At 57.6% G+C, this 26,528-nt stretch carries 24 protein-coding genes; 11 read left to right on the plus strand and 13 right to left on the minus strand.

Annotated features, from left to right (window positions below; genetic code table 11):
- Positions 1 to 100: 100 nt before the first annotated feature.
- The 5 genes from H6650_05575 to H6650_05595 all read left to right on the plus strand — a co-directional run bounded on the left by H6650_05575 (position 101) and on the right by H6650_05595 (position 5,333).
- A complete protein-coding gene (locus tag H6650_05575) occupies positions 101 to 796 on the plus strand; it encodes a phosphatidylserine decarboxylase (protein ID MCB8951465.1) in 696 nt (231 codons plus the stop codon).
- Positions 786 to 1,493 carry a CDP-alcohol phosphatidyltransferase family protein gene (locus H6650_05580; GenBank protein MCB8951466.1) on the plus strand — a complete coding sequence of 236 codons (708 nt, stop codon included), beginning with the start codon at positions 786 to 788 and terminating at the stop codon, positions 1,491 to 1,493. The genes H6650_05575 and H6650_05580 overlap by 11 nt, the downstream gene beginning before the upstream one ends.
- Positions 1,490 to 2,164 (plus strand): hypothetical protein, encoded by a 675-nt coding sequence (locus H6650_05585; GenBank protein ID MCB8951467.1) that lies wholly within the window; start codon positions 1,490 to 1,492, stop codon positions 2,162 to 2,164. The genes H6650_05580 and H6650_05585 overlap by 4 nt, the downstream gene beginning before the upstream one ends.
- Positions 2,161 to 2,832, plus strand: coding sequence for a hypothetical protein (locus H6650_05590; GenBank protein ID MCB8951468.1), 672 nt, complete (start codon positions 2,161 to 2,163; stop codon positions 2,830 to 2,832). Before H6650_05585 ends, H6650_05590 begins: the two co-directional genes overlap by 4 nt.
- Positions 2,833 to 3,497: 665 nt before the next feature.
- Complete coding sequence (locus H6650_05595; GenBank protein MCB8951469.1) at positions 3,498 to 5,333, plus strand: aryl-sulfate sulfotransferase; 1,836 nt, start codon at positions 3,498 to 3,500, stop codon at positions 5,331 to 5,333.
- A 241-nt stretch (positions 5,334 to 5,574) separates the two neighbouring features.
- Here the strand turns inward: H6650_05595 and H6650_05600 are convergent, their stop codons facing one another.
- The 3 genes from H6650_05600 to H6650_05610 form a co-directional block, all read right to left on the minus strand.
- Positions 5,575 to 7,845, minus strand: a complete 2,271-nt coding sequence (locus H6650_05600) for a heavy metal translocating P-type ATPase (GenBank protein ID MCB8951470.1) — start codon at positions 7,843 to 7,845, stop codon at positions 5,575 to 5,577.
- An 86-nt stretch (positions 7,846 to 7,931) separates the two neighbouring features.
- Complete coding sequence (locus H6650_05605; GenBank protein MCB8951471.1) at positions 7,932 to 8,267, minus strand: hypothetical protein; 336 nt, start codon at positions 8,265 to 8,267, stop codon at positions 7,932 to 7,934.
- A gap of 277 nt (positions 8,268 to 8,544) precedes the next feature.
- Entirely contained in the window at positions 8,545 to 9,552 is a 1,008-nt protein-coding gene (locus tag H6650_05610; protein ID MCB8951472.1) for a flippase-like domain-containing protein, read from the minus strand.
- A gap of 327 nt (positions 9,553 to 9,879) precedes the next feature.
- Here H6650_05610 and H6650_05615 point away from each other — a divergent pair, with 327 nt between their 5' ends.
- Positions 9,880 to 12,117 carry an NACHT domain-containing protein gene (locus H6650_05615; GenBank protein MCB8951473.1) on the plus strand — a complete coding sequence of 746 codons (2,238 nt, stop codon included), beginning with the start codon at positions 9,880 to 9,882 and terminating at the stop codon, positions 12,115 to 12,117.
- A gap of 173 nt (positions 12,118 to 12,290) precedes the next feature.
- On the opposite strand, the gene H6650_05620 is transcribed toward H6650_05615, so the two are convergent.
- Positions 12,291 to 13,529, minus strand: a complete 1,239-nt coding sequence (locus H6650_05620; protein ID MCB8951474.1) for a CDP-alcohol phosphatidyltransferase family protein — start codon at positions 13,527 to 13,529, stop codon at positions 12,291 to 12,293.
- A 5-nt stretch (positions 13,530 to 13,534) separates the two neighbouring features.
- Positions 13,535 to 13,975 carry an acyl-CoA thioesterase gene (locus H6650_05625; GenBank protein MCB8951475.1) on the minus strand — a complete coding sequence of 147 codons (441 nt, stop codon included), beginning with the start codon at positions 13,973 to 13,975 and terminating at the stop codon, positions 13,535 to 13,537.
- A 477-nt stretch (positions 13,976 to 14,452) separates the two neighbouring features.
- On the opposite strand from H6650_05625, the gene H6650_05630 reads away from it, so the two are divergent.
- Positions 14,453 to 15,592: an NAD(P)/FAD-dependent oxidoreductase gene (locus H6650_05630; GenBank protein ID MCB8951476.1), complete on the plus strand. Its 1,140-nt coding sequence runs from the start codon at positions 14,453 to 14,455 to the stop codon at positions 15,590 to 15,592.
- Positions 15,593 to 15,601: 9 nt separating this feature from the next.
- Positions 15,602 to 16,450 carry an RsmD family RNA methyltransferase gene (locus H6650_05635; GenBank protein ID MCB8951477.1) on the plus strand — a complete coding sequence of 283 codons (849 nt, stop codon included), beginning with the start codon at positions 15,602 to 15,604 and terminating at the stop codon, positions 16,448 to 16,450.
- 64 nt (positions 16,451 to 16,514) lie between these two features.
- On the opposite strand, the gene H6650_05640 is transcribed toward H6650_05635, so the two are convergent.
- Positions 16,515 to 17,327, minus strand: a complete 813-nt coding sequence (locus H6650_05640) for an META domain-containing protein (GenBank protein ID MCB8951478.1) — start codon at positions 17,325 to 17,327, stop codon at positions 16,515 to 16,517.
- A gap of 170 nt (positions 17,328 to 17,497) precedes the next feature.
- On the opposite strand from H6650_05640, the gene ychF reads away from it, so the two are divergent.
- The 3 genes from ychF (at position 17,498) to H6650_05655 (ending at position 20,173) form a co-directional block, all read left to right on the plus strand.
- Positions 17,498 to 18,577: a redox-regulated ATPase YchF gene (gene ychF / locus H6650_05645; GenBank protein MCB8951479.1), complete on the plus strand. Its 1,080-nt coding sequence runs from the start codon at positions 17,498 to 17,500 to the stop codon at positions 18,575 to 18,577.
- Positions 18,578 to 18,747: 170 nt separating this feature from the next.
- A complete protein-coding gene (locus H6650_05650) occupies positions 18,748 to 19,365 on the plus strand; it encodes a hypothetical protein (GenBank protein ID MCB8951480.1) in 618 nt (205 codons plus the stop codon).
- Positions 19,313 to 20,173, plus strand: a complete 861-nt coding sequence (locus tag H6650_05655; protein ID MCB8951481.1) for a hypothetical protein — start codon at positions 19,313 to 19,315, stop codon at positions 20,171 to 20,173. Before H6650_05650 ends, H6650_05655 begins: the two co-directional genes overlap by 53 nt.
- Before the next feature lie 298 nt (positions 20,174 to 20,471).
- On the opposite strand, the gene H6650_05660 is transcribed toward H6650_05655, so the two are convergent.
- The 7 genes from H6650_05660 to H6650_05690 form a co-directional block, all read right to left on the minus strand.
- The gene (locus H6650_05660; protein MCB8951482.1) at positions 20,472 to 21,818 is read right to left on the minus strand and encodes a transposase; all 1,347 of its coding nucleotides are present in this window, start codon (positions 21,816 to 21,818) and stop codon (positions 20,472 to 20,474) included.
- Between the two features lie 246 nt (positions 21,819 to 22,064).
- On the minus strand, positions 22,065 to 22,346 hold the full coding sequence (locus tag H6650_05665; GenBank protein MCB8951483.1) for a DUF4177 domain-containing protein: 282 nt from the start codon (positions 22,344 to 22,346) through the stop codon (positions 22,065 to 22,067).
- A gap of 236 nt (positions 22,347 to 22,582) precedes the next feature.
- A complete protein-coding gene (locus H6650_05670; protein ID MCB8951484.1) occupies positions 22,583 to 22,795 on the minus strand; it encodes a hypothetical protein in 213 nt (70 codons plus the stop codon).
- Positions 22,796 to 23,152: 357 nt separating this feature from the next.
- Entirely contained in the window at positions 23,153 to 23,290 is a 138-nt protein-coding gene (locus H6650_05675) for a hypothetical protein (GenBank protein MCB8951485.1), read from the minus strand.
- 328 nt (positions 23,291 to 23,618) lie between these two features.
- Positions 23,619 to 24,428, minus strand: coding sequence for a hypothetical protein (locus H6650_05680; protein MCB8951486.1), 810 nt, complete (start codon positions 24,426 to 24,428; stop codon positions 23,619 to 23,621).
- A complete protein-coding gene (locus H6650_05685; protein MCB8951487.1) occupies positions 24,344 to 24,970 on the minus strand; it encodes a hypothetical protein in 627 nt (208 codons plus the stop codon). The genes H6650_05680 and H6650_05685 overlap by 85 nt, the downstream gene beginning before the upstream one ends.
- A 10-nt stretch (positions 24,971 to 24,980) precedes the next feature.
- Positions 24,981 to 26,291, minus strand: a complete 1,311-nt coding sequence (locus H6650_05690; protein ID MCB8951488.1) for a hypothetical protein — start codon at positions 26,289 to 26,291, stop codon at positions 24,981 to 24,983.
- Between the last annotated feature and the right edge of the window lie 237 nt (positions 26,292 to 26,528).

The following is a 26,528-nucleotide window of genomic DNA, read 5'->3' on the forward strand; positions in this document are numbered from 1 at the left end:
GTTGCGGTACAATACAAGTAATCTGACGATGCCGCGCCCACCGTTGCCACAGGTTGATGAAAACCAGGACGCATGCTGCGTCAGGGAGATTGAGACGTTTATGAAACAGTATGGCAATGATCGCCCCTGGCCTTTTGCGGAAGGGGGCGAGCGTACAATTCTGGCAGTGTCACTGGTATGGGCTGCCTTGATCTGGTTGTGGCGCAAGTGGCCGAACCTATTCAGCGGCGGTTTGTTTGCGCTGGGTGGGGTGCTGTGGGGATTGATTCTCTACTTCTTCCGTGACCCGCGGCGAGTAGCGCCGCAACAGGCGGGATTGGTGGTTAGCCCGGGTGATGGCAAAGTGGTGGCGATTGCCACGGAACCGGAACCACACACGTGGCAGGGGGAGGCGACACGCATCAGTATTTTTCTATCCGTGCTGGATGTCCATGTGCAGCGAGCGCCGATTGGCGGACGGGTGGTGGCCTGGTCGCATCATCCAGGCCAGTTTTTGCAGGCGTTCCGCCCGGAAGCATCGGAGGTTAATGAGCATATTACCATGGTGATTGAGAGTGCGTATGGGATGGTGGTGGTGAAGCAAATTGCCGGCATTCTCGCCCGCCGCTGCGTCAACTATACCCAGGTTGGTGATACGCTGCGCACAGGTCAGCGCTTTGGCCTGATTCGCTTTGGCTCCCGTGTGGACCTCTTCCTACCCCCCGGCGCACGTGTACTGGTCGCCATCGGCGACCAGGTTTATGGGGGCATTACCCCATTGGCCCAATTTGTGGCGGAGGTACCCTATGACGAGTAAATATCGCTATCTCATTCCCAATGGCATCACGTTCTTGTCCCTGATGTGCGGCGTCATCTCCATTTTTTCATCCGCGACAGGAAAACTGGGCCTTGCCGGGGCCTTGATCTTGACAAGCTACATTCTGGACATGTTTGATGGCGCACTCGCCCGCCGTCTGAACGCCAGGAGCAACTTCGGTCTCCAACTGGATTCACTGGTAGATATGGTTAGCCTGGGGATGGCCCCGGCCACGCTTGTCTTCATGCGTTTGCAGGAGAGCGACCTGTCTCCCGTACTCGTCTGGCCCATAGTGACGTTGATTCCCATGGCCGGGGCTTTTCGTCTGGCGCGGTTTAACTTGTTGCCGGCAAAACTGAGCGGATCAGCCGATTCCATGGGATTAACCATCTCCACCGCCGGCGCGACGCAAGCCCTGGCCGTGTTGTCCGACCTCTCCCTGCCCACGGGTTTCCTCCCAGATACCTTCTACCCCATCCTGTTGCTGACCCTGTGCGTGTTGATGGTGAGCACCATTCGCTTCCCATCCCTGGCCTGGGTGGTGTCGCGCAAGCGGCTGACGGTGGTGTTTTTGAGCGTGATGGCCGTGTCACTGCTGTTCTGGCCGTTTGTGCTGACGTGGTTTATGTTTACGAATGGGTATCTCGGCGTGAGTCTGGTCCGTGCCGGCATATTGATGCGAGGCGGACAGGTATGACAACCTGGCTCAACCAACTAGAAGGAACCGCCCTGGCCCTGGAAGCCCGTCTCGTTCATCGCACGGCCCGCTATCTCGTCCAGGGCAACGACAACTGGCAGGCAGCCCAACGCGACCCCCGTCCCGTCATCCTCGCCGCCTGGCACGGCATGACCATGATGTTGGCCGGATACTTCCTGCAACAGTATGACATGAGCCGGCTGGTCCTGATGATGCCCGACGACTGGCGCGGCGACGCCCTCAACGTTTTCGCGCAAAAACTGGGTGGAAAACCCTTTCCCATGAACCTCAAAGGGGATGAAACATTGGCGGCGGCCCGCACGTTTGCCCGCCTCGTACGCATGGTCAAGCAAGGGCATGACTGCTACATCACGCCCGACGGCCCCGACGGCCCCGCCTACGTCATCAAGCCCGGCGTCGCCTACCTGGCGCAAAAATCGAAAGCCCTTCTTCTCCCCATTGGCGCTTACACACGTGGCGGCTATCGCCTCCCCCGTTGGGACACCTACGTTGTGCCCTATCCCTTCGCCCGCATTTCCCTGGTGATCGGCGCGCCGCAGGATGTGCCCGCTGACGCCCCATACGAAACCATCACCCAACCCCTGACCGACGCTCTGCACCGTGTCACCGCCGCCGCCAGGGCCAACTATTACGAAGCGAGAAAGACATGAGCAAATGGCACCATTGGTGGGGCAATCTGCAAGGAGAATTGCTCTACCGGTACATCCGCCTCGTCACCCGCACCACGCGCATGATCGTGGAAGGGCGGGAAAACCTCGAAGCCGCCAAAGCCAGCGGCCAGCCCGTCCTCTGGGCGTTATGGCATCAGCAGGTGATGACGGTCGTCCACTACATTGACCGTTTTGAAAACACCGCCGAATACAGCTCCATCCTCGTCGGCGACGAACGCGGCGTCACACTGAACCGAGTCGGAGAGCGACTCGGCGCAGGTCCATCCTATGCCGTGGATATGCAGGGCAATCCGGTTGCTGCCGGGCGAGCCGTTCTGCAGGTGATCAAAGGCATGAAACAGGGCTATCGCTCCGTCATTGCCCCCGATGGACCGGATGGCCCCGCGTTTGTGCCCAAAGACGGGGTGTTTTTCCTGGCGCAAAAGGCGCAGGCGGCGGTGCTGCCGTTTGGCGCGGCGGCGCAACCTGTGATTGAGCTGAACCGCTGGGATCGCTACATGGTGACGCTCCCCTTCTCCCGACTTTACTACGTCTTTGGTCAGCCGATCATGGTTGGCCGCCAGAGCGATAGAGAGTCACTGCGCGAGCAAATCATCGGCGCCCTGCACGCCGCCCGCGATCGTGCGCGCAAACTGGCGGGCGCATAGGCTGTTGCCGCGATCAAGAGATAATGTGACGGAGGCCATTGGAAACGCCCCGTCTGGCGGCATGTGCGGTTGATGAAACCACAAACCGCCCAGACAGAGAGGTCTCATTGTTACATAAACGCCGCGCGCATGCCGCCAGGAGACGAAAAGCTGATTGCCGGAAATCTGGCCTGGTGGGGGTTTTCGGGATCAACTTGTGGAGCGAGTCAAAGAATACCAGTAAATAGTGCTGGATATGGTTGCTCGTGACGCCGAGCCAAAAGGTTTATGGGGATCGACCACGGCGTTGGGATGCTGCGTGCGGCTTTGCCTGCGCCGGGACCCACGGCGCGGCCTCCGCCGTACTCAGCACGTGTCTTAGTTGGGATGCTGCGCGCGGCTTTGCCTGCGCCGGGACGTTGTGCGTGCTGGAGCAAGGACGATGAAAAATGGGGCGAGCGTTGTGAGGGTGTCGTATAAGTCACGTTTATCATACGATGCTGGATACGGGCGTTTTTGGCGTGGAGGCTTCAGCCGGCCTGCCTATGGCTTTGATCCAGCTAAAGCCGGGACTCCGGCCACCATATGTCCACTAACTGCTAAGCCAGATTGGACCCATTTCAAATAGGCCCAATCTCCAGAGGACGTTAGTCGTTACCAATGACCACTTATTGGAGAGCTACAGAATGAAAAAAAGTGTTCGACCGGTCTTATTAAGTTTTTTCTTTGCCCTGCTTGTCGTCGTTGCTGGCGCGCGTGCGCGGGCCGTGGCAGCCCCTCTTCTCACGTTAACGCCCAGCCTGCCCTCTGGCCAGTACGTGGGCACGCCTATCACCTGGACCGTCGCCACGGACGAGACCGCTCCGGTTGATTTCTCCTTCGCGGTTGTTGCGCCCGATAGCCCGCAGCGGCTCGTCTTTGACTTCACCACGCGCCAGACGTTCGATTGGACCACCATTGACGATGGTGCATACACCCTCATAGCCACCATGCGCAACCTGAACACCGGTGAGACGCAGACTGTGTCCGTGCCGTATGAATTTCTGCCACGCGCCACCGCCGTGCCCGTCGTTACGGCCACCGACAACGCTCTTATTGCGTTGTATAGCGCCCCTGGTTGTGCCGCCGGGGAGACGATGCGCGTCATTTTCCGCGCGGTCAGTGGCGGCGCGCCGGCGATTATTCCGTCGCGGCCCTGCCGCCCCGGACATAGCATGAACTTCTACGTGGCTGGGTTGCATGAGCAGACAACCTATTTCCTGATCAACCAGCGGTTTGATGCGAAAGGGGGTTATTTGGGCAGCAGCCCGCTGCGCATTTTTACGAGTGGCGTGGTTCCTCTGCCGTTGCCGCAAACGGTTGTGATCAATCCCCCTGATGCCGGCACAAGCAGCGAGGATTTGCTCTATTATTCGTTGGCGCTGGTTGGTCCCAACTGGCCGGGCAATGTGCCCATGGCCACGGATTTGCAGGGGAACGTCGTCTGGTATTACGAGAAACCGATGCCCAACTGGCTCATCTTGTTTCGCCCCACGTCAGAAGGGACCATGTTGGCGAATCCGGGGGATGGGACGATGCGGAGTGTGTATTGGAGTGAGTTCGATGTTGCCGGCAATATCATCCGCGAAACGAACGCCCACAGCATGAACGTCAAACTGGCGGAACTGGGCTACCCACCCATGGGCGTCTTCCATCACGACTCTCGCCGCCTGCCCAACGGCTACACCGCCGTCCTCGCCAGCACCGAGCGGCTAATGGAAGACGTGCAGGGGCCGGGACTCGTGGACATCCTCGGCGATTACGTGCTGGTTTTTGACGAACAGATGGACCTTGTCTGGGTGTGGGATTCCTTTACGCACCTGGACGTGCAGCGCATCGCCGTGCTGGACGAGAAGTGCCTGCAAACAGATGATTGGTGCGTACCCCTGTTTTTGGCGGAGGAAGCCAACGACTGGCTGCACACCAACACGCTGGAATACGCCCCCGAGGACCACAGCCTGCTTCTCTCGCTGCGCAATCAGGATTGGGTCGTGAAAATTGACTATCAGGATGGTCAAGGCAGCGGGGACGTGATCTGGCGACTGGGTAACGAGGGTGATTTTGCCCTCCAGGGAGGCAATGGCGACCCGTGGCCCTGGTTTAGCCACCCGCACGATACCGGTTTGCTCGCAAATGGCATTATGACGATGTACGACAATGGTAATACGCGCTGCGAGTCGGGGGGGATGTGTTACAGTCGCGGTCAGGTATACCAGCTCAACGAACAAAATATGACGGCCACGCTGCATGTGAACGCGGACCTGGGGTATTATGCGGATGGGTTTGGCAGTGCGCAGCGGTTGGCGAATGGGGATTATTTCTTTGCCACGGGGACGCTGCCGCAAGCACCCGGTCAGGCGGTGGCCTCAGAGCGGGCGGTGGATGGCAGCGAGAATTATGCGATCTGGGTGCAGACGCCGGTGTATCGGATTTATCGGCTGCCTTCGATGTATAAAATGCCGGCAGGCATCACCGCCCCTTAACTCTCCAGATACCCGCTACCATGCCTTCTGTTTCGGAATGGCGGCTTTAGCCGGTTCCCCTCTGCGGGTCGGCTGAAGCCGCCACTCCCCCAAACGCCCATGTCCGGTGTGTCCTTATTCACCCCTGGCCTGGTAGCTTCCCGGTTCCGCGTTTTGGCTCGTTAGGACTGACGATGAAATAACGTGCGAAATTGCATGGTCAGTTTGAAGGAACGGCAAGGAAACAACGTCGTCGTCTTATTTAATGTCCGTCCCCTAGCGTCGTCGGTCGTCGCAGCAGGCGCATGCCATTGAGCGTCACCAACAGCGACGCGCCCACATCCGCCAGCACGGCCATCCACATCGTTCCCGCCCCTTGCAGCACCAGCAGCATAAATGCCAGCTTCAGCCCCAGGCTGATCGCCACGTTCACGCGAATCGTGCGCATAGCGGCGCGGCTGAGACGCACGGCAAACGGCAGTCTGCTCAAATCGTCGCTGAGCAGCGCCACATCCGCCGTTTCCATCGCTTGCGCTGTGCCCGCCGCGCCCATGGCGATACCCACATCCGCGCGCGCCAGGGCCGGGGCGTCGTTGATCCCATCCCCCACCATGGCCACGGGGCCATATTGTTGGCGTAATGCCTCGATTGCTTGCAATTTGCCGGCAGGCAGCAGCTCCGCCCGCACCTCTGTCACCCCCACTTCCGCCCCAACCTGGCGCGCGGTCGCCTCATTATCCCCCGTGAGCATGATGAGGTGATGGATGCCCGCCTGCTTCAACTCTTGTATCGCCGCCCGACTCGAGTCCCGCACCGTATCCGCCACCGTAATATACCCCAGATAATCCTCCCCCATGCTCACCAACAGCGGCGTCTGGCCGTTGCCTGCCGCTTCCTCCGCCGCCAGGCAATCTATTTGCGGATGCGGCAGTTCCTCATCAAAATAACCGTGGCTGCCCACCGTCACCCGCTGCCCATTGACCTGTCCCCATACGCCGCGCCCCACCAGCGCCGTCACGTCGTCTGCCGCGTACCGATGCTGCACCCCCCGCGCCGCCGACGCCTGCACCAGGGCGTAAGCCATGGGGTGTTCGCTCCGCTGCTCAACGGCGCTGGCCAGTGCCAGTAAATCGTCGCATGGTTCGCAGTTTTCATTGCCGGAATGCCGGCATTCAACCGCCCGCACCATCACCACCATCGGCTTCCCCGCCGTCAACGTGCCCGTCTTGTCAAAAGCCATCACGCGCACGCCCGCCAACGCCTCCAGAAACGCGCCTCCCTTGACGAGGACACCGTGACGAGCCGCATTGCTGATGGCGCTGATCAGGCTCACCGGCGTGCTGATCACCAGCGCGCACGGGCAGGCCACCACCAGCAGCGCCAGCGCGCGGTACAACCATCCGTGGGTTGTGGCGTCGGGGTTGAGGAACGGTTGCCCCCAGACCAGAGGCGGGATCGCGGCCACCAACACGGCCAGCGCGACAACCGCCGGCGTGTACACGCGGGCGAACCGGTCCACCAGGCGCTGCGCCGGCGCGCGTTTCTCCTGCGCCTCTTCCACCATCTGAATCACGCGGCTAATCGTATTATCCGCCGCCAGATGCGTCACGCGCAGGATCAGCGCCCCTTCCAGGTTAATGGCCCCCGCGTACACCTCATCCCCCAGCCTTTTCGTTACGGGCATACTCTCCCCCGTAATTGGGGCCTGGTTCACGCTCGACGCCCCGCTGATGATCACGCCATCCATGGGGATGCGTTCCCCCGGCTTAACGATAATCTCATCCCCCACCGCCAGCGCCGCCACGGACACGCGCTGCTCGGATGGTGGGCAAAACGGGCACGGTCCACCGGTGTAGCCATCCTGCCCCAGGTGTTCGGCGCAATCGACGCAGACGTGCCGCCGCACCGCCTCCTGTGGCGCTACAGCCATCAAGGCGCGAATCGCGTTTCGCGCCCGCTGCGCCGTGTACCCTTCCAGCGCCTCGCCAATGGCAAACAACACCATCACCAGCCCCCCTTCGGTGTACGCGCCAATGGCGACCGCGCCCAGGCTGGCAATCGTCATCAATACATTGATGTTGATTTCCCGGTTGATGCGCAGGGCGCGCCACGCGCTCATGGCAATGGGATACCCCGCCACCATCATGGCCGCGATGGAGGTAACGTTGAGCAGCGGGTGTTCCCAGCCCAGAAAGGGCAGCAGTTCGTTGAAGAGCAGGCCCGGCAGGATAAGAATGGCTCCCAAGAGCGCCAGCCGCGTGTCCCGCTGCTGCCACAGAAATGCCAGAAAACGGGGCGTGGGCGTGGCGGCGGCGTCGCGGGGCGTGTCTGTCGCCGCTACGTCGTACCCCAATTCGCGCACGCGCGCTACCACGGATTCGGGTGCGACCGTGCCCCCGACCCGCATCATCTCCGTGGCAAAATTGACGTGGCACTGGCCCACGCCTGCCAACTGCGCCACGCCTTTCTCCAAAGTGGCCGCGCAGTTGGCACAGTCCATCCCCCTTATCTGGAATTGTTGCTCGTCGAGCATGTTCATGTAGGAATTATACGACAATTCCACGCCAGTCACGAGATGACGTGGCCTGATTCAGGTCAGGCAACGTCTGGCGACAGCGCCTATGCCTCTCGTCCCATCCACAAAACAACGATCAACACCACTTCCACAACCTTGTCGAATAAGCCAAACAGACTGGCAAATGGAGCCTCGTTTACGACAAAATACGCCACAATTGTCACGGCGGTGAAAGCCATCAAGCCATACCGGATCATGCTGCGCTGGTCTGCCAGTTGCGGTAGATAATACAGCCCTGCCAACAATGCCAGGTAGCCAATCCCATTGAGGATGAATAGTATTGGCAGCGTGCCGCCGTCTCCAAGGAAGGCAATTCCCAGCAACAGATGAATCAAGCCGGTAACAATGGTGAGAATGATGGTCAGCATCTTGGTGTTCACGATGTTCTCCTTGTTTTGCGTGATACGAATGGAAGCAGGGGGCGCATGGCTCACCCATTCCCGCGACTGAGGCGATCATGCGCATGACGGAATGATAGATGTGGCGCGGCACGGCCCGACCGCTTCGTGACCGTCCCAAAACGACTCGCCGTTTTGCGGGCCAGGGGGTTAATGCACACGCATCCAACGATTCCCCGATTTATTTTTGGATGCGTCTTTACCTGAGATAACCCCTTCAGGCGGATGGAGTTGCTCTGTTGCGCGCAATGCGCGGGATTCAGCGATGGCTCCCAGGTCGCCGGTTTTGCCATTGCCAGCCGGCATAGGCCAATCCAAGCAGCCCAAACCCCACGTCGCGCGCCCGGCTGATCAGGCTGAGGCTGATGGCCACGGCCGGGTTGTAGCCCAGCGCCCCCAGTGCCAGCACCTGCCCGGCTTCCACGGCTCCTAGCGCCCCCGGCGTGGGTGCGAGCAGGCTGAGGCGGACCACTGTGAAGGCCATGATCACCTCTGTGGCCGTCAGGGTCGCGCCGAGGAAGTGCAGCATGAGCCAGTATTCGGCGATCAGGACCAGGAATGCCGCCACGGACAGCAGCAGTATCAACGCCAGCGTTCGTGGGTAGGTGCGGCAAAATGTGCCCACAATGGCTTCTGTCTCCTGTATGCCGGCACTAAACTGCGGGAAACGGCTTTGCCAGCGACGCGGGAGCCGCCGCCATGCGCCGCTGAGGGGGTATTTGCCGCTGATGGTGCTGGTGAGGAAGAATGCCGGCATTGCCAGCAAACCCAAAGCCAGCGGCAGCGCGGGCGCGGTTAGTTCGGGCAACAGCCGCCGCTGTCCCACGACGCCAATCCCCACCGCCAGGAAGGAGAAGCTCACCACCAACTCCAGCGCCTTGTCCAGCGTAACCGTCGCCGCCGCCATTCCCTGCGCCACCCCATGCCGTCGCGTCAGCATCAGCCCCTGGAACGGCTCACCGCCAAACTGCGGCCCCGGCGTGAAGAAACTGATGCTGTACGCCCCCAGTCGGTAAGCGAACAGCCGCCAGAACGGCAACCGCTGCCCCTGCGCCCGCAGCACCAGCCACCAGCGCCCGTTCATCAGCGTCAGCAGCAACCCGTTCATCCCCACCAGCGCCGCCACCTTCCCCCCATCCAACCCCCGCAGCGCCGTCACCGCCTCCCGCCACGACACCCCCCGCAGCGCCAGCCACACCAACCCCCCCGCCGCCAACCAGAAAAGCAATGGTACTATCGTTTGCCGAAAGCGTTTTCTTCTGCTCATCTACGTGGTCGCTTCTGTTGCTGCCCCATCTCCGAATACCCACTGTGTCAGTTTCGACAGGCAGTATAGCCCACGATGCACGGGTCTGGTAGAATCTCGCCAGATTCACATAGCCTTCTTCATGGAGCAAACATGACGCAATCGGAATTGACAGAAGAGAAGCGCCAGACCGCCTTTTCCCGCCTGTTGCACTTTGCTAAATCCTTTGAAGGTGCATCTGAATTAGCGGGAACTGTGGCAATTGGCGCAGCGGCAGCCGCAATATATTGTCTTTTCCCTGCTAATCTTGATGACTTGCAAACAGCCTTTCCTGTTTTGGCGAGTCTGGTGGCCGCAATTAGCGGCAATGTTCTGGCGGATATTCTGATGCAGATTGCCAGCCAGGATGACCCGTCGCTGGACGAGATAGAGGCTATCTTGCAGGCGACGTTGAGTCAGACGAAACTGGCGACGGCGCGTCTGCAGGATTTGCCCACAAAGCGGGAGCTATATCGGGCGATCAGCCTCCTGGATGCCGCGCAAAGTGATCGGCTGCAAATGCTGGTGACCCAAAACACGCTCCATAACACCCTTGTGTTGGGCCGTTTGGAGCAGTTAGAGCAGTTGTTGCGGCAGATCGGGAGTCTGAGCGAACGGGAGCCGGACATACCCCAATTTGACGAAGACGCTGCTTTGCAAAATTACCTGGATTGGGTGCAGGCGCAGTATGACACGATGCGCGTCTTGAGCATGACGCGCCCTGTGCCTTTGGAATCTATCTACACGGATGTGTACGTGCTGCGCAAAGAGCGTTATTGGCGTGAAGAAGACACAGCGGAACGAGAGCAGTTGTTTGCGCACAGGCGTAATTCCTTTACTGAAAACGATCGCACTGCAGGGGTTGCCATACTGGCGCAAACGAATCGCCTGTTCATGGTGGGACAGCCAGGGGTGGGCAAGACGACGTTTCTGCGCTGGCTGGCGTTGCGAGCGGCGCGGGAGACGCTTGCGCCTGCCAGAATTCCCCTTTACGTGGAATTGCGGCGCATGAATTCATGGGAGGGGAGCTTGTTTAGCCTGGCGGCGCACCAGTTGACGCTGGGCGGTTTTCCTGATGGGGAGGACAGGCTGGATGACTGGCTGCGCCAGGGGCGGGTGTTGCTGCTGCTGGACGGCCTGGATGAGGTACTGTCGGAGCGGCGGAATGCTGTCAACGACGAAATAGCCGATCTGCAAAAGAGGAGCGGGGAGAGCGTCATTCTCGTGACCTGCCGCCCCCATGCGGAGACGCGACGATTTGAGCATGTTACCTATGTTCAGGTAGCTGACTTCACCGAATCCCAGGTGAATACATTTGTGCGCAACTGGTTTGACGCAGACGCGGCTCGCGGCGACAGTTTGCTGCGGGAACTGGAGAAGAATGAGCATCAAAGTATTCGTGAATTGACGCGCACACCGCTGCTGCTGGCGCTGCTGTGCATTGCTTATGCCGAAAAGCCTACCTTTCCCCGCCAGCGCGGCGAGTTGTATAGTCGCGCGCTGCGCGTGGTGTTGGCGCAGTGGGACGGCGAACGCGGTGTCAAACGGGATTCCGCTTATGGGCAGTTGACGCCCAAGAGAAAGGATGAGCTATTAGCCCACCTGGCGTATCATACCTTTGCGCAGGGGCAGTATTTTATTCCCCAGCCAAGGCTGGTTGCGCTGGTGCGAGATTTCTGGCAGACGTGGCGGCAAACGCTGATGGCGCAGCAGCGACAGGAATATGGGCAGGTATATCCACCCGAGCTGCCGCCGCGAGAGGTGAATGCGACCGCTGTCATTGGGGAAATAGCGGCCCAACATGGTTTGCTGGTGGCGCAGACGGATGATCTGTATTCCTTCTCTCACCTGACGCTGCAAGAGTATTTTACGGCGCGCTACATTGTGGACAATGCGGCCGCGGACACGCTGCCGCGGTTGATGCAGCGCGTCGGGGATGGCCGCTGGCGCGAGGTGTTTTTGCTCACGGCGGGGATGCTTTATGACGCGCAGGCATTTGCCGGGGAGTACCTGGCGGCGCTGGCGCGCATGGTGGCGGAAGACCCGGTGGTGACAGAGATGCTGCGATGGGGTGCGCAGCAAAGCGCGCAGTCGTGGAGCGGCTTTAAGCCGCCCGCGCTGCGCGCTTTGCTGCTTTACCTCGCCCTCGCCCTCGCCCGCGCCCTCGCTGTCACCTATGATTGGGGTTTGCTGCGCGATCTACCTGCGGACACAGTCGGCGTCATTCAGCATTTGCGGACCTGGAGCGGCCAGGAGGAAGTGCCAGATTGGCTGCGAACCGCGTTGACAAGACTTTCCGCGCCGGCGGAAGATGCCGGCGCCGCCGCCTGGAAATCGTTTGTGTTCGAAGTAGAAGCAATCCTGCTGCGGCATTGGGGCCTGGTGCAGTTTTGGGAACTGTCTACAGCGCAGGTTGATTTGCTCGCATCCTACCTGGACGCAAACCGCCTGTTGTTGGATTGCCTGGCGCTGGCTTCCGTCCCGGACCGGGAAGTAATCGAGGCACAAATGCTGCTCCCCGCGCAACCGGTTGTGGGCAGCAGTTAGCAGGAAACGGTTTTGCAAACGTTGACTTGTGCCAGAATGTGCGCGCAACGTGACCACAGTTTTTGATTGGAGATTGTCGCGGGTGATAAGGCGTAGGACAATTCGCCGAATTGTCCTACGGGGATGATGGGACCCACGCATTACCCACTCACATGAGAGGAGTCAGCGGCTTTTCATGGAGGGTTAACCTTCTTCCCTCCGCCTTGCGCCCCCTGGTTTTCTCCCATGCGGTGGTGGAAGATGCCGTGGTGGTCGGGCTGCCAGAGGGCGAAGCGGCCGCCGCCGAGGAGGGCGAGGGCGCAGGCGGCGGCGAGGAGGAGGGCGTTGGGCCAGGTGAGGACCGCGCCGAGGATGTCGGCGGCGGCGGCGAGGATGAGCCAGAGGGCGGTGAAGTGGGGGAGGATGCCGAGGACGACGAGGAGGATGGCGAGCAGGGTGAGGGTGTTGAGGGCGGCCAGCAGCGGGGGCGCGGCGGTGAGGTGGAAGCCCGTTTGCAGAAAGGGGGTCCAGGCGGGGCGCAGGTCGTTGGCGAAGGCGAGGAGGAGAAGGCCGAGGAGCAGCGCGCGCAGGACCAGGGGCAGCCAGGTCTGGGCGAACCGGACGGGCCGGAGCCAAAAGCGGCGGTAGGCGGGGGCGTGGAGGTCTACGGCGTGGCTGGCGACGAGCCAATCGCGCAGGAAAATGGCGGTGTAGGGAAGGCAGAAGACGATGGCGGCGATGGTGGTTCCGGGGGGGCGGACGATGGGCCAGAGAAGGACGGTGAGGAAGCTCATGAAGACGCCGGCGACGGCGCGGCGGAAGACGCTGGGGGGGCTGGGGGCGTTGGGCAGGCCGCGACGGGCGCGCGCGTGCAGGCCGAGCATGTAGAGGTAGCGAAAAGTTGCCAGCAGCAGGAACCACCAGGGGAGTTTGCCATACCAGACGACGAGGGCGGCTACCAGCAGCACACTGAGGGCGTCAAACTCCACGTCCAGAACCTCGCCCAACCGGGTGGCGTGGCCGGCACGGCGAGCGGCGAAGCCATCGAACAGATCGATAAAAGCGGAGGCGGTGTAGAGCGCGGCGGGGAGCCAACCGAGCCAGCCTGGCGGCGACGGCAAAAAGAGAAAGCCGGTCATCAGGCCGACGAGTCCGCCACGCAGTAGGGTGAGCGCATTGCCCGGACCGAGGGTAGCACGGGGCGTGATGCCGTCTGGGGCGTGGTTGAGGGGCAGATAGCGGTGCAAGAGCCAGAGGAGCAGACCCAGCGCCAGCGCCGCCGTGAACGCCCACTTATTCGCATAGTCGAAACCCCAGGAGGCGGAGAGAGTCTGGTGGAGACCCAGAAGGGCGAGGGTGTAGGCGACGGCGGTGAGGACCCAGCGGCGGCGCAGCGGCAGGGGCACGGGACCACGGTTGGCGGGCGTGAGCATAGGGCTTATTCGGACAGCAGTCGCCAATCTTTTTGAAAAGCGTGTACGGCTTGCTTGAATTCTTCGGGGACGGGCACGGAGCGGCCGACGCTGTAATCGTACATGACGATGACGGTGGTGCCGCGGGCAATCAGGCGATCCTCATCGCCATCAATGCGGTAGGCCATGCGGAAACTGCGATTGCCAAACTCGGTGATGGCGACGCCGACTGTGAGTTCCTCGCCAAAGTAAGCGGGGGATTTGTAGGTACAACTGGCTTCGGCCAGGATGAGGGGCATGTCCAGGGGGCTGGTTCCTAGCTCAAAGAACTTAGTGAAGTAACGCACGCGCGCGCTTTCCATGTAGGTGAAGAAGACGGCGTTGTTGACGTGCCCCATGGGGTCGAGATGGCGAAATTCGACTTCGAGATGGTAGGTGAATGGGTATTCGCGGGCGAGTTTTTTCATGGTTGGGGTTTCTCCTTCGAAAATGATCTTCGAGAATAACTTTTCCGGAAGCTTTGTCATGGATGATGGCCCTGGGGAGCAGCTTCCGGGAAGATGTTGTTATTGATGGTGGTGCGCCGCGGCGCGTGAAGTCTCCTCTGAAAAGGATCTTCCCGGAAGCTTCGTCACGGATGATGGCCCTGGGTAATAGTTTCCGGGAAGGTGTTCCCATTTATCGTGGTGCGCTGTGGCGCATGACGTCTCCTTCGGGGATAGTGGGCAGTGGTTCGTCAATGGGACGCGGATGAACGCGGATAGGACAAGAATCTGTGTTGTGTGGGCCAGGGATGCCGGCATTTCACTACCGTAATGTAGCCGCGCGTGGGGCAATGTGCAAGGACGCAGGCTTGATCCGCGTGATTTGGATACAATTAGATCCGATGTTGGGAGAGCCGTGTTGATGGATTCCCGCACAGGAGGAATAGATTGGCAGCGAAAATGGATGAACAACCGGGGGTGGTAGTGACGACGGATACCGTGATCGTGGGCGCGAGCGCGGCGGGTTTGGCCGTGGGAGCGTGTCTGCGACGGACGGATGTGCCGTTTGTGCTGCTAGAGCAGGCGCAGCAGGTGGGAGCCGCGTGGCGACGACACTACGAACGGTTGCATTTGCACACCAGTCGGGGCCTCTCCGGGCTGCCCTATTGGCCGATGCCGCGCGATTATCCGCGTTATCCGTCGCGGCAGCAGGTGGTGGATTACCTGGAGCAGTATGCGGCGCACTTCCAGTTGCAGCCGCACTTTGAGCAAACGGTGATTGACGTGCGCCAGGGGGCGGAAAGCTGGGAGACGCGCACGGCGGATACGTGCTATCGGTCGCGCCATCTGGTGATTGCCACGGGTTACACACGCCAGCCGCATATGCCCACCTGGCCGGGACAGGAGGCGTTCGCGGGGCCGGTGCTGCACAGTTCGGCGTATCGCAATGGGGCGCCTTTTCGCGGTGGGGAGGTGTTGGTGGTGGGATTCGGCAATTCCGGCGGGGAGATTGCCATTGATTTGCACGAACATGGCGCCAGGCCGGCGCTGGCCGTGCGCAGCGCCGTCAATGTCGTGCCAAGAGACCTGCTGGGCATTCCCATTTTGGGGTGGGGAATTGCCCTGAGCCTTTTCCCCGCGCCTGTGGCGGATTTCCTGGCCGCGCCCCTGCTGCGCCTATCGATTGGCGATCTCACCCGCGCTGGGCTGCGCAAGTTGCCCTATGGCCCCAACACGCAAATGCGCGAACACGCGCGCATCCCCCTGCTGGACGTGGGGACCATGCGGTTGATTCGGCAAGGGCAGGTGCGCCTCTTTCCGGGCATTGACCATTTTGTGCCGGAGGGTGTGGTCTTTACGGACGGGCGGCAGGCGCACTTTGACGCCGTGGTGCTGGCGACGGGATACCGACCGGCGCTGGCGGATTTCCTGCGCCCGGCGGCGGAAGTGACGGACGCGGTGGGCGTGCCACTGGTCAGCGGGAGCGAAGCGGCGCTGCCGGGGTTGTATTTCTGCGGATTTTACGCGTCGCCCACGGGGATGCTGCGCGAAATTGGACTTGAGGCGCGGCGAATTGCGGCGGCAATTGCGGCGACGTGAGGCGGCGATATGTTGATGGTGCTTTCCCATTTCCAGGCGGCGGAGATGCTGCGGGCGCGAGAAGCGGGGCTGACGGAGGTCGTGTCTTCTATTGATCTGCGCATGACGACGATGACCGCGCGACCGGGGACGGATGGCGTCTGGCTGGCGGAGGGCGTGATGGTGTCCTGGGCGCAAGTGGCGGAGATCGCGGACAATCCCACCGCCTGCTATGAGGTCCTGGCGGGGGAAATCGTTCCGATCCGCGCTTTTTCGCAAATGACCGGGCGGTTTTACAGCCTGTTGCCGACGGAGGGCGCGCCGACGATGCTGGTGGCGGGGTTTCCCATGCACCGTATCAAGGGGATTGATCCGCACCGAGATACCCTGAATAAAATCAAGGCATTGGGCACGCCGCGCGGGCGCCTGTTGGATACGGCCACGGGATTGGGGTATACGGCCATCGAGGCGGCGAAGACGGCGGACGAGGTGGTGACGGTGGAGTTGGACGCGGCGGCGCAGGGGATTTGCCGGCGCAATCCCTGGTCGCAAGGTCTGTTTCGTAACGCCAAAATCCGCCAGATTATGGGTGATAGCTATGAAGTGATTGAGACATTCGCGGCAGGGACGTTTTCCTGCATCTTGCATGATCCGCCGACCTTTAGCCTGGCGGGGGAGTTGTATTCCCGGCATTTTTATGAAGAAGCGTATCGCGTGCTGCGGGCGCGGGGGCGCCTGTTTCATTACATTGGCGACCCCAGCAGCAAGAGCGGCGCGAATATCACGAGGGGCGTGGTGCGGCGGTTGCAAGAGGCGGGATTTGGGCGGGTGGTGGCGAAGCCGCGGGCGTATGGGGTGGTTGCTTATAAGAGTGGGTGAGGGGGAGAGAAAAAAGGCCGCGCGGGGCGGCCTTTTGTGCGTGCGTGCTTGCCGGGGGATGGGATCAGGGCGCGGACTCGTCAACCGGCGTGCCGTGAAAGATGAGCGTGCCCATCTCGCCGGACAATGTGATCTGTTCCCCGACAATCTGGAACGAGGTGACCGCCTGCATCGTCGCCAGAAATTCGTTCTCCTGGTCCATGATTTCCGGGGCGCAGGCCATGCGCGTGCTGCCGGGCGGGGAGAATGTGATGGTTTCGCCGTTGGTTTCGTAATCGGCGAAGTAGCGATTGCAGCCGGCGCTGCCGTTGACCTGGCCTTGCGCGAAGGTGGCCGTGATTTCCGTGCCGTTGAGCAGGGAGCGAGCTGTGTCCGCGGTGACGAATGTCGTCAACTGCCAGACGGTTCCTTCGAGGGGCAGGTCGGCAGGTTCTACAAAGGCGGCGAATTGCAGCACGCCGTCCGGGTAGAAAATGCGCAGCGTGTCTTGGGTCAATGTATAGGATGTGGCATTTTGCAGGGCGGCAAGGTACTGGCTTTCATGGTCCATGATTTCTTGCCGGCAGGCCATCATCGTGACGCCAGGCAAACCAATGGTTATTTTATCCTTGGCCGCGAGAGTGTAGTCGGCGAAATAACGGTTGCAGCCGCCGGTTCCCAGCACTCTGGCATCCTTGAAGGCGAGATCAATGGGCGCGTCAGGCAGCGGCGTGGTCGGGTTGCTTTCCGGCCCCATCGCCGTGAGTATCCATTGCGTGCCATCCAGGTTGTCTTCCGGGGCGGCAGATTCGCCGCCGGAAATGCAGGCTGTGCCAAGAATAAGGATCAGCGAAAGGGTGACGAGCAGGGTGGTAAATTTGTGGTAATTGTTTGACATCAGTTGTTTCTCCTTGAACAAAGCGTGGCTTTGCTGTTTGTGAAATTTAGCGCAAGCTATGTCGTTATGACGTGACTTGGGCGGAAAAGGTTCCCGCTGGCGAAATTTGATATACTCAAGGGCTGGGGGGTGTGCCGGCATTTATCGAACCATGAAAGCAGGAAGGAATCATGAGACTAGGCATTATTGGCCTGCCAGGCGCGGGCAAAACGACGATTTTTAATGCCCTGACGCGCGGGAACGCGCCTACGGGGCAGAGCATGGGGGGACGATTTGAGGTTTTATCGGCGGTGGTGGACGTGCCGGACACGCGCGTGGACGTGCTGACGGAGATGTTCCAGCCTAAAAAGACGACATATGCGAAGGTGACTTATTCCGATGTTGCCGGCATTCAAAAAGGCGCCAGCGAAAAAGGGGGATTCAGCGGGGCCATCCTCAACCATCTGTCCGGGCTGGACGGCTTCGTCCATGTCGTGCGTGCCTTTGCCAGTGATCTCGTGCCCCATCCCGACGGTTCCGTCAACGCCGCGCGCGACCTGCAAGCCCTGGATACCGAATTTCTTTTCAGCGACCTGGTTACGGTTGAGGGAAAACTGGCGCGACTGCGGGAGGGGTTGGGCAAAGGGGCGTTCAAAGGCAACAAGGCGGAGGCGCAGACGGAACTGGCGCTGTTTGAACGGCTGCACGAGGCGCTGCTGGTGGAGCGCCCGCTGCGGGAATTGGAATTGAGCGAAGAGGAAGAGAAATCGTTGCGCGGGTATGGGTTCCTCACGCTGAAACCGGTCCTCGTGGTGGTGAATATCGGGGACGACCAGGAGGAAATCCCGCTTGACTATCCCGTGGCGCATAGCGTGGTCACGCACTTGCGCGGCAAGCTGGAGATGGAACTTTCGCAGTTGACGGGGGACGATTTGGAGATGTTCATGGCGGAGTATGGGGTGGAGGAGTTAAGTCTGGGGCGCGTGGTCGCTCTCAGCTATGAGTTGATGGGGCTGCAATCCTTCTTCACGGTGGGGGAGGATGAGGTGCGGGCGTGGACGGTGAACCGGGGGGCGACGGCGGTGGAGGCGGCGGGGACGATTCACACGGACCTGGCGCGGGGCTTCATCCGTGCCGAGGTGGTGGCGTATGAGGAGTTGGTGGCGTTGGGGGGCATGGTGGGGGCGAAAAATGCCGGCAAACTCCGCCTGGAAGGCAAAACGTATGTGGTACAGGATGGGGACATCGTGCATATCAAGTTTAACATTTGAGTAGAAACGTCCTGATACGCAACGTTCGCTCATTTTTTGAGTTAAAAATACAATTTCAAAACCGGCATATATGGCATCTCATAAAGAGTGTTGCCCGTATATCTTTGGTTTTCCCTAACTGAGAGAAAACAGGGGGTGCAAAAAGGGGCGTGTTGATGGATGATTAGTATGTGAAAACAAACACCAACACCAACACGCCCACAGCTATCCATTATCAGGTGCAACAAGCAATTGAGCAAATGGTTGCCACGCTGCCGAAAGGAACCGATTTAGGAATCTGTGATGTCATCAGCGCGATGTACAGCGGATACTTTGTCGAATCAGGCGGTGGCATCATGCCCGCGGTCGACCAGTATTTGAGCGCATTCATTGATGATGAGGCAGAACGAGCCGCAAGGAGTCGTCGGGCAGCCAAAGCGATCACGTACGGTCAGTTCAATCTGGCGGAGTTGCTCGACGAGTTGAAAAAGCAAGTAGACGCGGCTGGTCAATGGCAGGCAACGGTGATTCAAGGGTACCAGCTGAAACCCGTCGATATGACGGCATACAAAAGGGCACGAGTGAAAGGGCTGAAGAGCAAAACGTATGATTCAGATGCCCACAAAGCGGTGCCCGGTGTGCCATTTGGCATGATGGGGACAACAGGGCGTGTTGGAGAACAACGGGTCGCCATCCTGGAACTACTGGTCCGCGGGAATACGAGTCAAAACGCGCCATCCGCGGAGATGGAAAAAGGTGTACAAGCAGGTCGGCAAAAAGCTGACGGAGACAGACCTGGCCCTCTTTGATGCTGGATTTTCATTGGTAGATGCGGTTAGACATGGGGTGAATAACTGTGTGGTACGGTTAGCCAAGAACTGCACCTTCGGCAAAACAGCAGGCAAGATACCGCCGCGAACCTCCAAGAAGGGGCCAACGCCCAGCCGCCACCAGGCTGAAGTGGTGCGCCCATTGGCGCGAAAACATGGGGACAATCTCCTGCCAGCGTCTCAACCAACGCAAACGCACACGCTTGTTGCTGAGGATAGCGTTGAAATAAAGGTTGAGGTCTGGTCCCCCGTCTACTTCCTGGAGCGACATCTGGACCGGGTTGAAGACGAAAAGCGCAAGCGCAAATTGCGGCACACACGTCTACAGATTGTCGCCATTCACCACCCTGATTTCGAAGACCCGCTGCCGCTGGGTACACCTGTGTTGGAACTGACCGCTGCCTCCATGCAGGCGGTTTATCCAGAACGCTGGCCGATTGAAGGGGTTCCGCAAACGGGCAAGTACATTTTGTCTGGTGGCGGCGGTCGGCATTATGTCCACCGCCCAACCGCCCTCACACGGCTACCGGCACTGACCATGATTTTCGGGTCGCTATTGAAATATCTGGCGGCGACCCTACCGCCAATCCGGACTGGCTTCTGGGACAGAGCTGCCAAACCGACGTATGGACGCCTGATGAAGCATTTAAAAAAGACTCTTCCGAAAAAAGCCTCAACCACCAACTGGTTGAGGCATGACATAATTAGCGGTACCAACTTGAAAAACAAGCCGCCGCTCGAAAATAATGCCCCGACGATAGAAAATAGCTATCAAAAGGGCTGTTAGCGACAAAAATAGAGACAAAATGAAAGCCCCTGACATATTTTCATCCAATTGGGACGCTTGTTCGAGATAGTAATGCGTAAGACGATGAACATTAACCAACAAGGCCGACCCCAGAACGACCATTTGCGAACGAATCAAGCCGCGCACCGGCAGCTTGCCTCCCGCAAAGGGGTTCTTGACCGAACGCACCGTCGCCTCTACGCCTGCACGAACCCCATTGTTCGTAGCGGTAATCCGTTGTCGCAACACAGCCACCTGGATAGCGCGCGTGTTTACCAGCAACGTCGGCCCACTGCGCTTACGCGGCTGAACCCGACATTCCTTTTGGAAAAAGGGGCATTCCGCACAAACATCGCTCGCCAATCGTGCCAACCAACGCCCCTCTTTCTGCCCCGGCTCCAAAATAGCCAATTGCCCCTGCGGACAACTGACCTGTTCTGGTATGCCGTCGTCTGTCAACTGCCAACTGCCAACTGTATTGCTCCCAACCCCACTGCTTCCCTTGCGATTTACCGCCGCGCAGACGAGATGGATGCAATTCTGTCCCATGCGCGTCGCACGCTTCTTCGGACTTGGGGCCGGTGTAACCGCCATCCACCGTCATTTTATCGACCTGATGGCCGCGTTCAGCCTGTTCGGCCAACGATTGCGCCAGCAATTGACCATCATCGGTGTTGTTGCTGGCTGTTTGTACGCTGGTTATCAGTTGCACTGGGTTTTCCGGGTCGCACGTTTCGCTAACGTTGCTCACAAAGCCGCGATACCGCTCCCCATTTTTCTCCCGATACGTCGCTTCCGGGTCATGGGGCGATTGCAAACTGTCGGCGGTAATTTCTTTTGGTTCCCGCAATCGAATCGTCTCGTCATCTTCTATTTGATACTGTTCGCGCAATACCCGCGCTACCAACGCTCTGGCTTCTGTTGCCCCCTCTTCCGCTTCCAATTCCGACAACAAGGCCACCAGCAGTTTTCCTGTTTGCCGCAAATAATCGGGAACTTCTTCGTTTTTCAACCGATAACAGATATGGCGCGGTTGTTTAACCACATACGCTGCCTGTTCTTGCCGCCAAATCGCTTGACGCGCTTCTGGCAAGGCCGTTACCCCTTGCTGCAAAACGCGCAATACCAATTCCAGACGACTACCCATAGCGATATTGCTCAACAATTGGGTGCTGTCCATCCGCTGCCAGCCCACTTTCAGCTTCAATTTCTCTATCTGTTCATCGGTTATGACCCCAAAGACAACTTCATACAGGTTTTCTCCCGTTGTCTCGGCATGTTCCCGCACACGCCGCCGATGATTTTGGAAGGTTCGCAGCGTGGGAACGTTTTGGCTCAAATCGTCCAGACCCAATGCGTATCGTGTTTGCAGGTCAAATTGCAAATGCCGCTCCAATTCTTCATCAGTCCAACCAAAGCCGTCTTTGAGCATATCGCCGCCTACCAGAACGTTGACGGGCGCGTTAGGACGCGAATCGGTTTCGCTGTACAAGAGGGCGAACCGTCCTTCGGGAATGCGCCTGAAAACCTCTGTGCGGAACACGCCGGCCCAGGAATCGTGCAATTGCTGGCGCATTTTGTCGGGCATCAAGAGGTCGCTGTTGAAGAAATTGGGTTGTTGATGTTGGTTGTTTTTACGAAACATAGGCTATTTTCTTGCAAGGAATGTGCCTCAATTCTATCACATTATGTCAAATGATGCCGCTTTTTAGCGACTTAACCTTTTTTCGGGAAAGTCAATAAAATTGGTCTACCACTTTCCAACCAACTTTCTAAGAAGGCTTCGGTTACGGCACATTTGCCGCCTGGATACGAAGCTATCAGGCTTTCGAGGGCGTGAAAACTCGTTTTTTACCCCCGAACTTGAATGAATTTACGGAAAACTAAAGAGCTAATTGAACGTTTTAATTCTTACTTGCTCACTAGTAACATTATTTGTATCGAGATCCCGTTCAAAAAATATTTCAATATACTCAATTCCTCCAAATAACCCTCTTGTTGGCGCAGACAAGATACTATTCAGCCGCCAACCCCGGGAAATGTATTCCTTGATTATAGAATGGTAATCTCTGCAGGGCTGCCAAAGTTTTTTCCAAAAATTGTACGTGAAATGAATGCGAACAATTTCGTATTGATACATTTCGATTCCTTTTAATGGGAGCGGCGTTAACATAATAACACCTTGATTGACTGACAAATCTTATCTAAATGAACCTTGACAAACTCATAACCTAACCACTCGATGCGTTCCAAGCGCAGGTCAGGTTGGCAAAACTTTCGCCAGGAAGTCATAGTTGGTTCAGGATCTGGGTCGGGCGTTAGCCAGAGGAAATGGAAGTGACGGCCCTGACAAACAGAAACCCGTTTAATCCGACACCAGCCAATTTGGAGGTAGCTAAAGACGCGTTGCTAATGGGTATCTCCCAGATGACGGCGGTTCGTCTCCACCAACTCCACCAGCGCAGTGCCGGTACGCACCAGGTAAAGGGTCGCTGTGACCAGAAGGTGGCAGAGACGAGAGATAAACTGGGGATATTCCAGTTGGCTGGCTTCCAATTGAAAATCAGATGCTTTATCGTCCGAAATATCAAAGCACAGACCGTACCCGTTGAAGGCTTCCAAGTTAATAGGCTCATTGTTGACAATCGCCCATTACTCTGGCGTGTGGACGTGAACCAGAGCAAGATGAAGTGGTCCGAACCGTTGTCGGGTTAGCCAGATGGAACGGAAAAACGTGCTCCACCGGATTGGAGCATCAAGGCGCACACCGTTCGCCAGCCATGAGTTGCGCAATAGATGGAGACAGAGAACTTGACTCGAAACCACCCAACTACTCGTCGCAATCAGGGCGGCTACCTCGGCCAGCATTGTTGGTAATAGACCAGCGCCACCGCCGTACTGCGGCAGGCACATGCTTAACGGCAATGCTCGTTCTCTATAAGCCAGGGCCACCCGGACTATGACGAGGCGTCGCCATAGCTAGCTGGTGTCGAGGGTTAGATAGGCAGTTTCATTAGCCCATTCGGCCAACACCTGTTTCATTAGCGGCTGGTAGACGGCCATGGACACGATCTTCTCGTCATGCAACCAACGCGAGAGCCGTCGTTCCTTACTCACCACTTGCGCTGTCCTGATCAGTGCAAAGCCCATCGTTTAGAGGGATGGTTTAACTGACTATCGGTCCCACCAACGCCCAGACGAAGGTGATTAGTGTCTGTAGGTCATGAAAGTGCGACACACAGTGCATCAAATTGTGAAAGAGCGTGTTATGATTGCTCATGGTGGTTTCCTTGTCTTTGGTTTCCTATTGGCTTGTTCGGCGATAAGGATACACTAGGACGAGAAGACCATCCTCTTATGTTAAATAAAATCTGTCAACTCCGGTCTGAACGGGAGTATCCGTTTTGATAAGTCTTTGCCATTTTATGTTAAATCCGGTCTTCTTTTAATGGCGTGGATAAGCATATTGAGACAGGCGAGAACGATCGCGATAATTTTCATACAGTGCATGTGCTGCATCTACAACACCTGCGCCAGATAATACCAGTTCACCAACGGGACCATCGGCTGGTGATGCAAATGCTGCTCCTGCCGCTGCAAACCATCCCCAGGTTTGCTTGAGAGCACCTCCAAGGTTCATTTTTGTTGGCATTAGATTATCACTGTCTCTAAAGACTCCGGTTCCCCTGATAAATCCAAACCCTGAACCACTACCACGATATCCTTGTCTTGTTAACAATATATTTGTTGCAGTAGATCCATTCCATATTCTCAAAGCGTCAATACTCCAGTCCATGCCCATATCTTCGTAGTAGTAATCCCAATAACCAAAGAATACTTGATCTAATCGGGTATCAGTAGACCATGCATCATTCATGTCCCAAGATATCTGAATTTGTAACTCGCCATTGCCATCAGTGCCAAAATGGGCATATAAATTTGACCCACCGTAATCAATATAATCCAGATAATCGCCAATCTCAGCTTCGAGTAATAAATTCCACCAGTCTGAGTATTGATATTCCCAAATTCGAAACAAATCAAAAACATCTTCATCAGACCAGCCAAGGTTCATATAGTATTGATAGACTTCAGATTCTTGATTATAACCTTCTTCATCAGAACCTAATTCAAAATGCCCCGTTGGATCATAAAACCGTAACGGGTTATTCACAACATAGCTATAGCGGTTCCAACTTTGTGGGCTGGCTGGATCGGGTACAATCGTATCGACTGCCCATTCGATAATCCCCAAATAGCAGGTAATGCCACCGTAGGCGGGTCACTGCCTCTCTGGATGGCATTGGTGCTGCCTAAATGGCCGGCGAAGATATAGACAAACTCGTCTGGCTCCACTCTGCCGGCAACATGGATGGCGATGGTCATGTTTGCCAGAGACAGTGTGGCGTGCTGGCGGGTGTAGACGACAGTGGCGGTATCTTCCAGCATGGGTACACTGTTTACACCTGCCGCTTGCGGCGGGCGCATGAGTCGAGATGCAGCACGCTGCGTCTCCACAGATAGCAGGCGCAGCGAGACGTTGGCGTACAGGCGCGGTTCCGTTCGGGCTGCGCCATTCCCTTGGCCGCCCGGCACAACCGCCGCCGCCGTCTGCCGCGCGCTCGCGCTCCAGAAGGTCCAGATGTGCAGGAAGTGACCGGTGGCGTCCGCGTTGAACCACCCATACCCCCAGATGCCCCCCTCGTCGGCCGGCACTTCATAGCCAGGCGCGTTGCTGGGAAGGTAACGCAGATGCCGTACCAACTGTATAGATGAACGAGCATACAGGTAATTCATACCCTGCAATCTATGGCAACCAAGCCAGTACATGCGCTGAGGGAATCTTTAATTGTCGTACAATTTCATTTGTCCGTAAATCAAGAATCGTAATACCCTCAAATTGTAGCGCAATATGCCGACTGTCATGTGCCCAGGCCAAATAGGTTCCGTTCTGTAAACCCGGTATCACCTGACTCGTCCAGATAACTTCTCTACTAGCCAAGTCGGTTATGAGATTACAAGCATATGTAGCACAAGTCCCAAAATAAGTGATATATCGGTTATCAGGTGACCAATCAAGCGCAGAGTAATACCTCACGTCCTGTTGATCTATTAGAAAGGATGCCAGAGTGGAACGTTCAACGAAGTGTAGCAAGTCCCTTCCTTTTTCACTATCGTACAGAGGAAAGGCTACTAAACCGCGGTCATGTGACCAGGCCCACGTATTATCAGGAGTTTTTAACTGCGCCAGGATTACTACTGGTGGTTCTGTCGTCGTCCACAAAAAGCCTGCCTCCTCGATAACCGCATAATAAGATGTCGGAGCCGTATAGTACGATTGAACGTCGATCCAACTCTCCTTTGCCGGACACCATGTTGCCACTTCCTCTGTTCTAGGCGAAGGAGCCAGAAGACAACCAAAGGCAAAACCGGTGTCTTCGACCTCAACTTGCTTCTGATGCACGTTGATGATATAGGCATGTGCCGGGACAAACAGGTTGTAGCGATGGTCGCTAATGCCAGGCTCAAGCAGCAGATAGTCGTTGCTTGGCCACCACAAATTGGCCGCGTCATGTTCTAGATCCGAAAGGCTCAGGAGTACTTCAGGTGACCACTCCGTTAAACTCGACAGCCACAGTTCCGACGTTTGCGACGTATGAATCCAGTAAGCCACCCTTCTTTGGTCAGGGGAAACGGCAAAGCGCCACAACAACCAATCTTCTTCTTTGGGTACCAGGGTTTCCACTTCGCCTGTCTCAAGCGACACCCGCAGAAAACCTTCATCAAAAGATTTAATGAACAAAGTTCCACCGGGGGCTTCCGGCTCTCTGGTTGGTGTCAACTCAGGGGTGGGCGTACTCGTCTGTGTTGCTTTGGTTGTTGCCGTTGGGGCAACGATAGTAACACTATGGTCGTCTGTAACTGTAGGCAACACTGAAATAGTGGCCGTGTTTGACTCTATTTCTGCTTGTTGACCTGGATAAGTCTGGCTGGGGGTTACTGGTCCTGTTTGAAAAGTATCCCCACCAACGTCGGTTGATGGACTACATCCAATTACCAAGCTTACCAGAACAGATACCGTGATTCTCATCAGAAAGTTTTTAACTTGCAGAGCCATTTTGTATACCTCTCTAAATGCTTAAGGCCAGAGATACCGCCGCCAATAGACCATATCTCGCGATATGCCCCGAGGTGGCTCATAACCGTTGCCCCTAAGCCAGCCAGCTGCTGCTGCATCACGAAATCGCCCTTCATCTATGGCTAAATTCTTTATCGAAGTGCTGCGTGCTTCCCCTTGCTCCATGGGCACATGGAAAAAAGAATCGGCTCCATTGGTTGGGTCTGTCGCACCACT

The organism is Ardenticatenales bacterium, assembly GCA_020634515.1.
In the GTDB taxonomy this organism is placed as follows: Bacteria; Chloroflexota; Anaerolineae; order Promineifilales; family Promineifilaceae; genus JAGVTM01.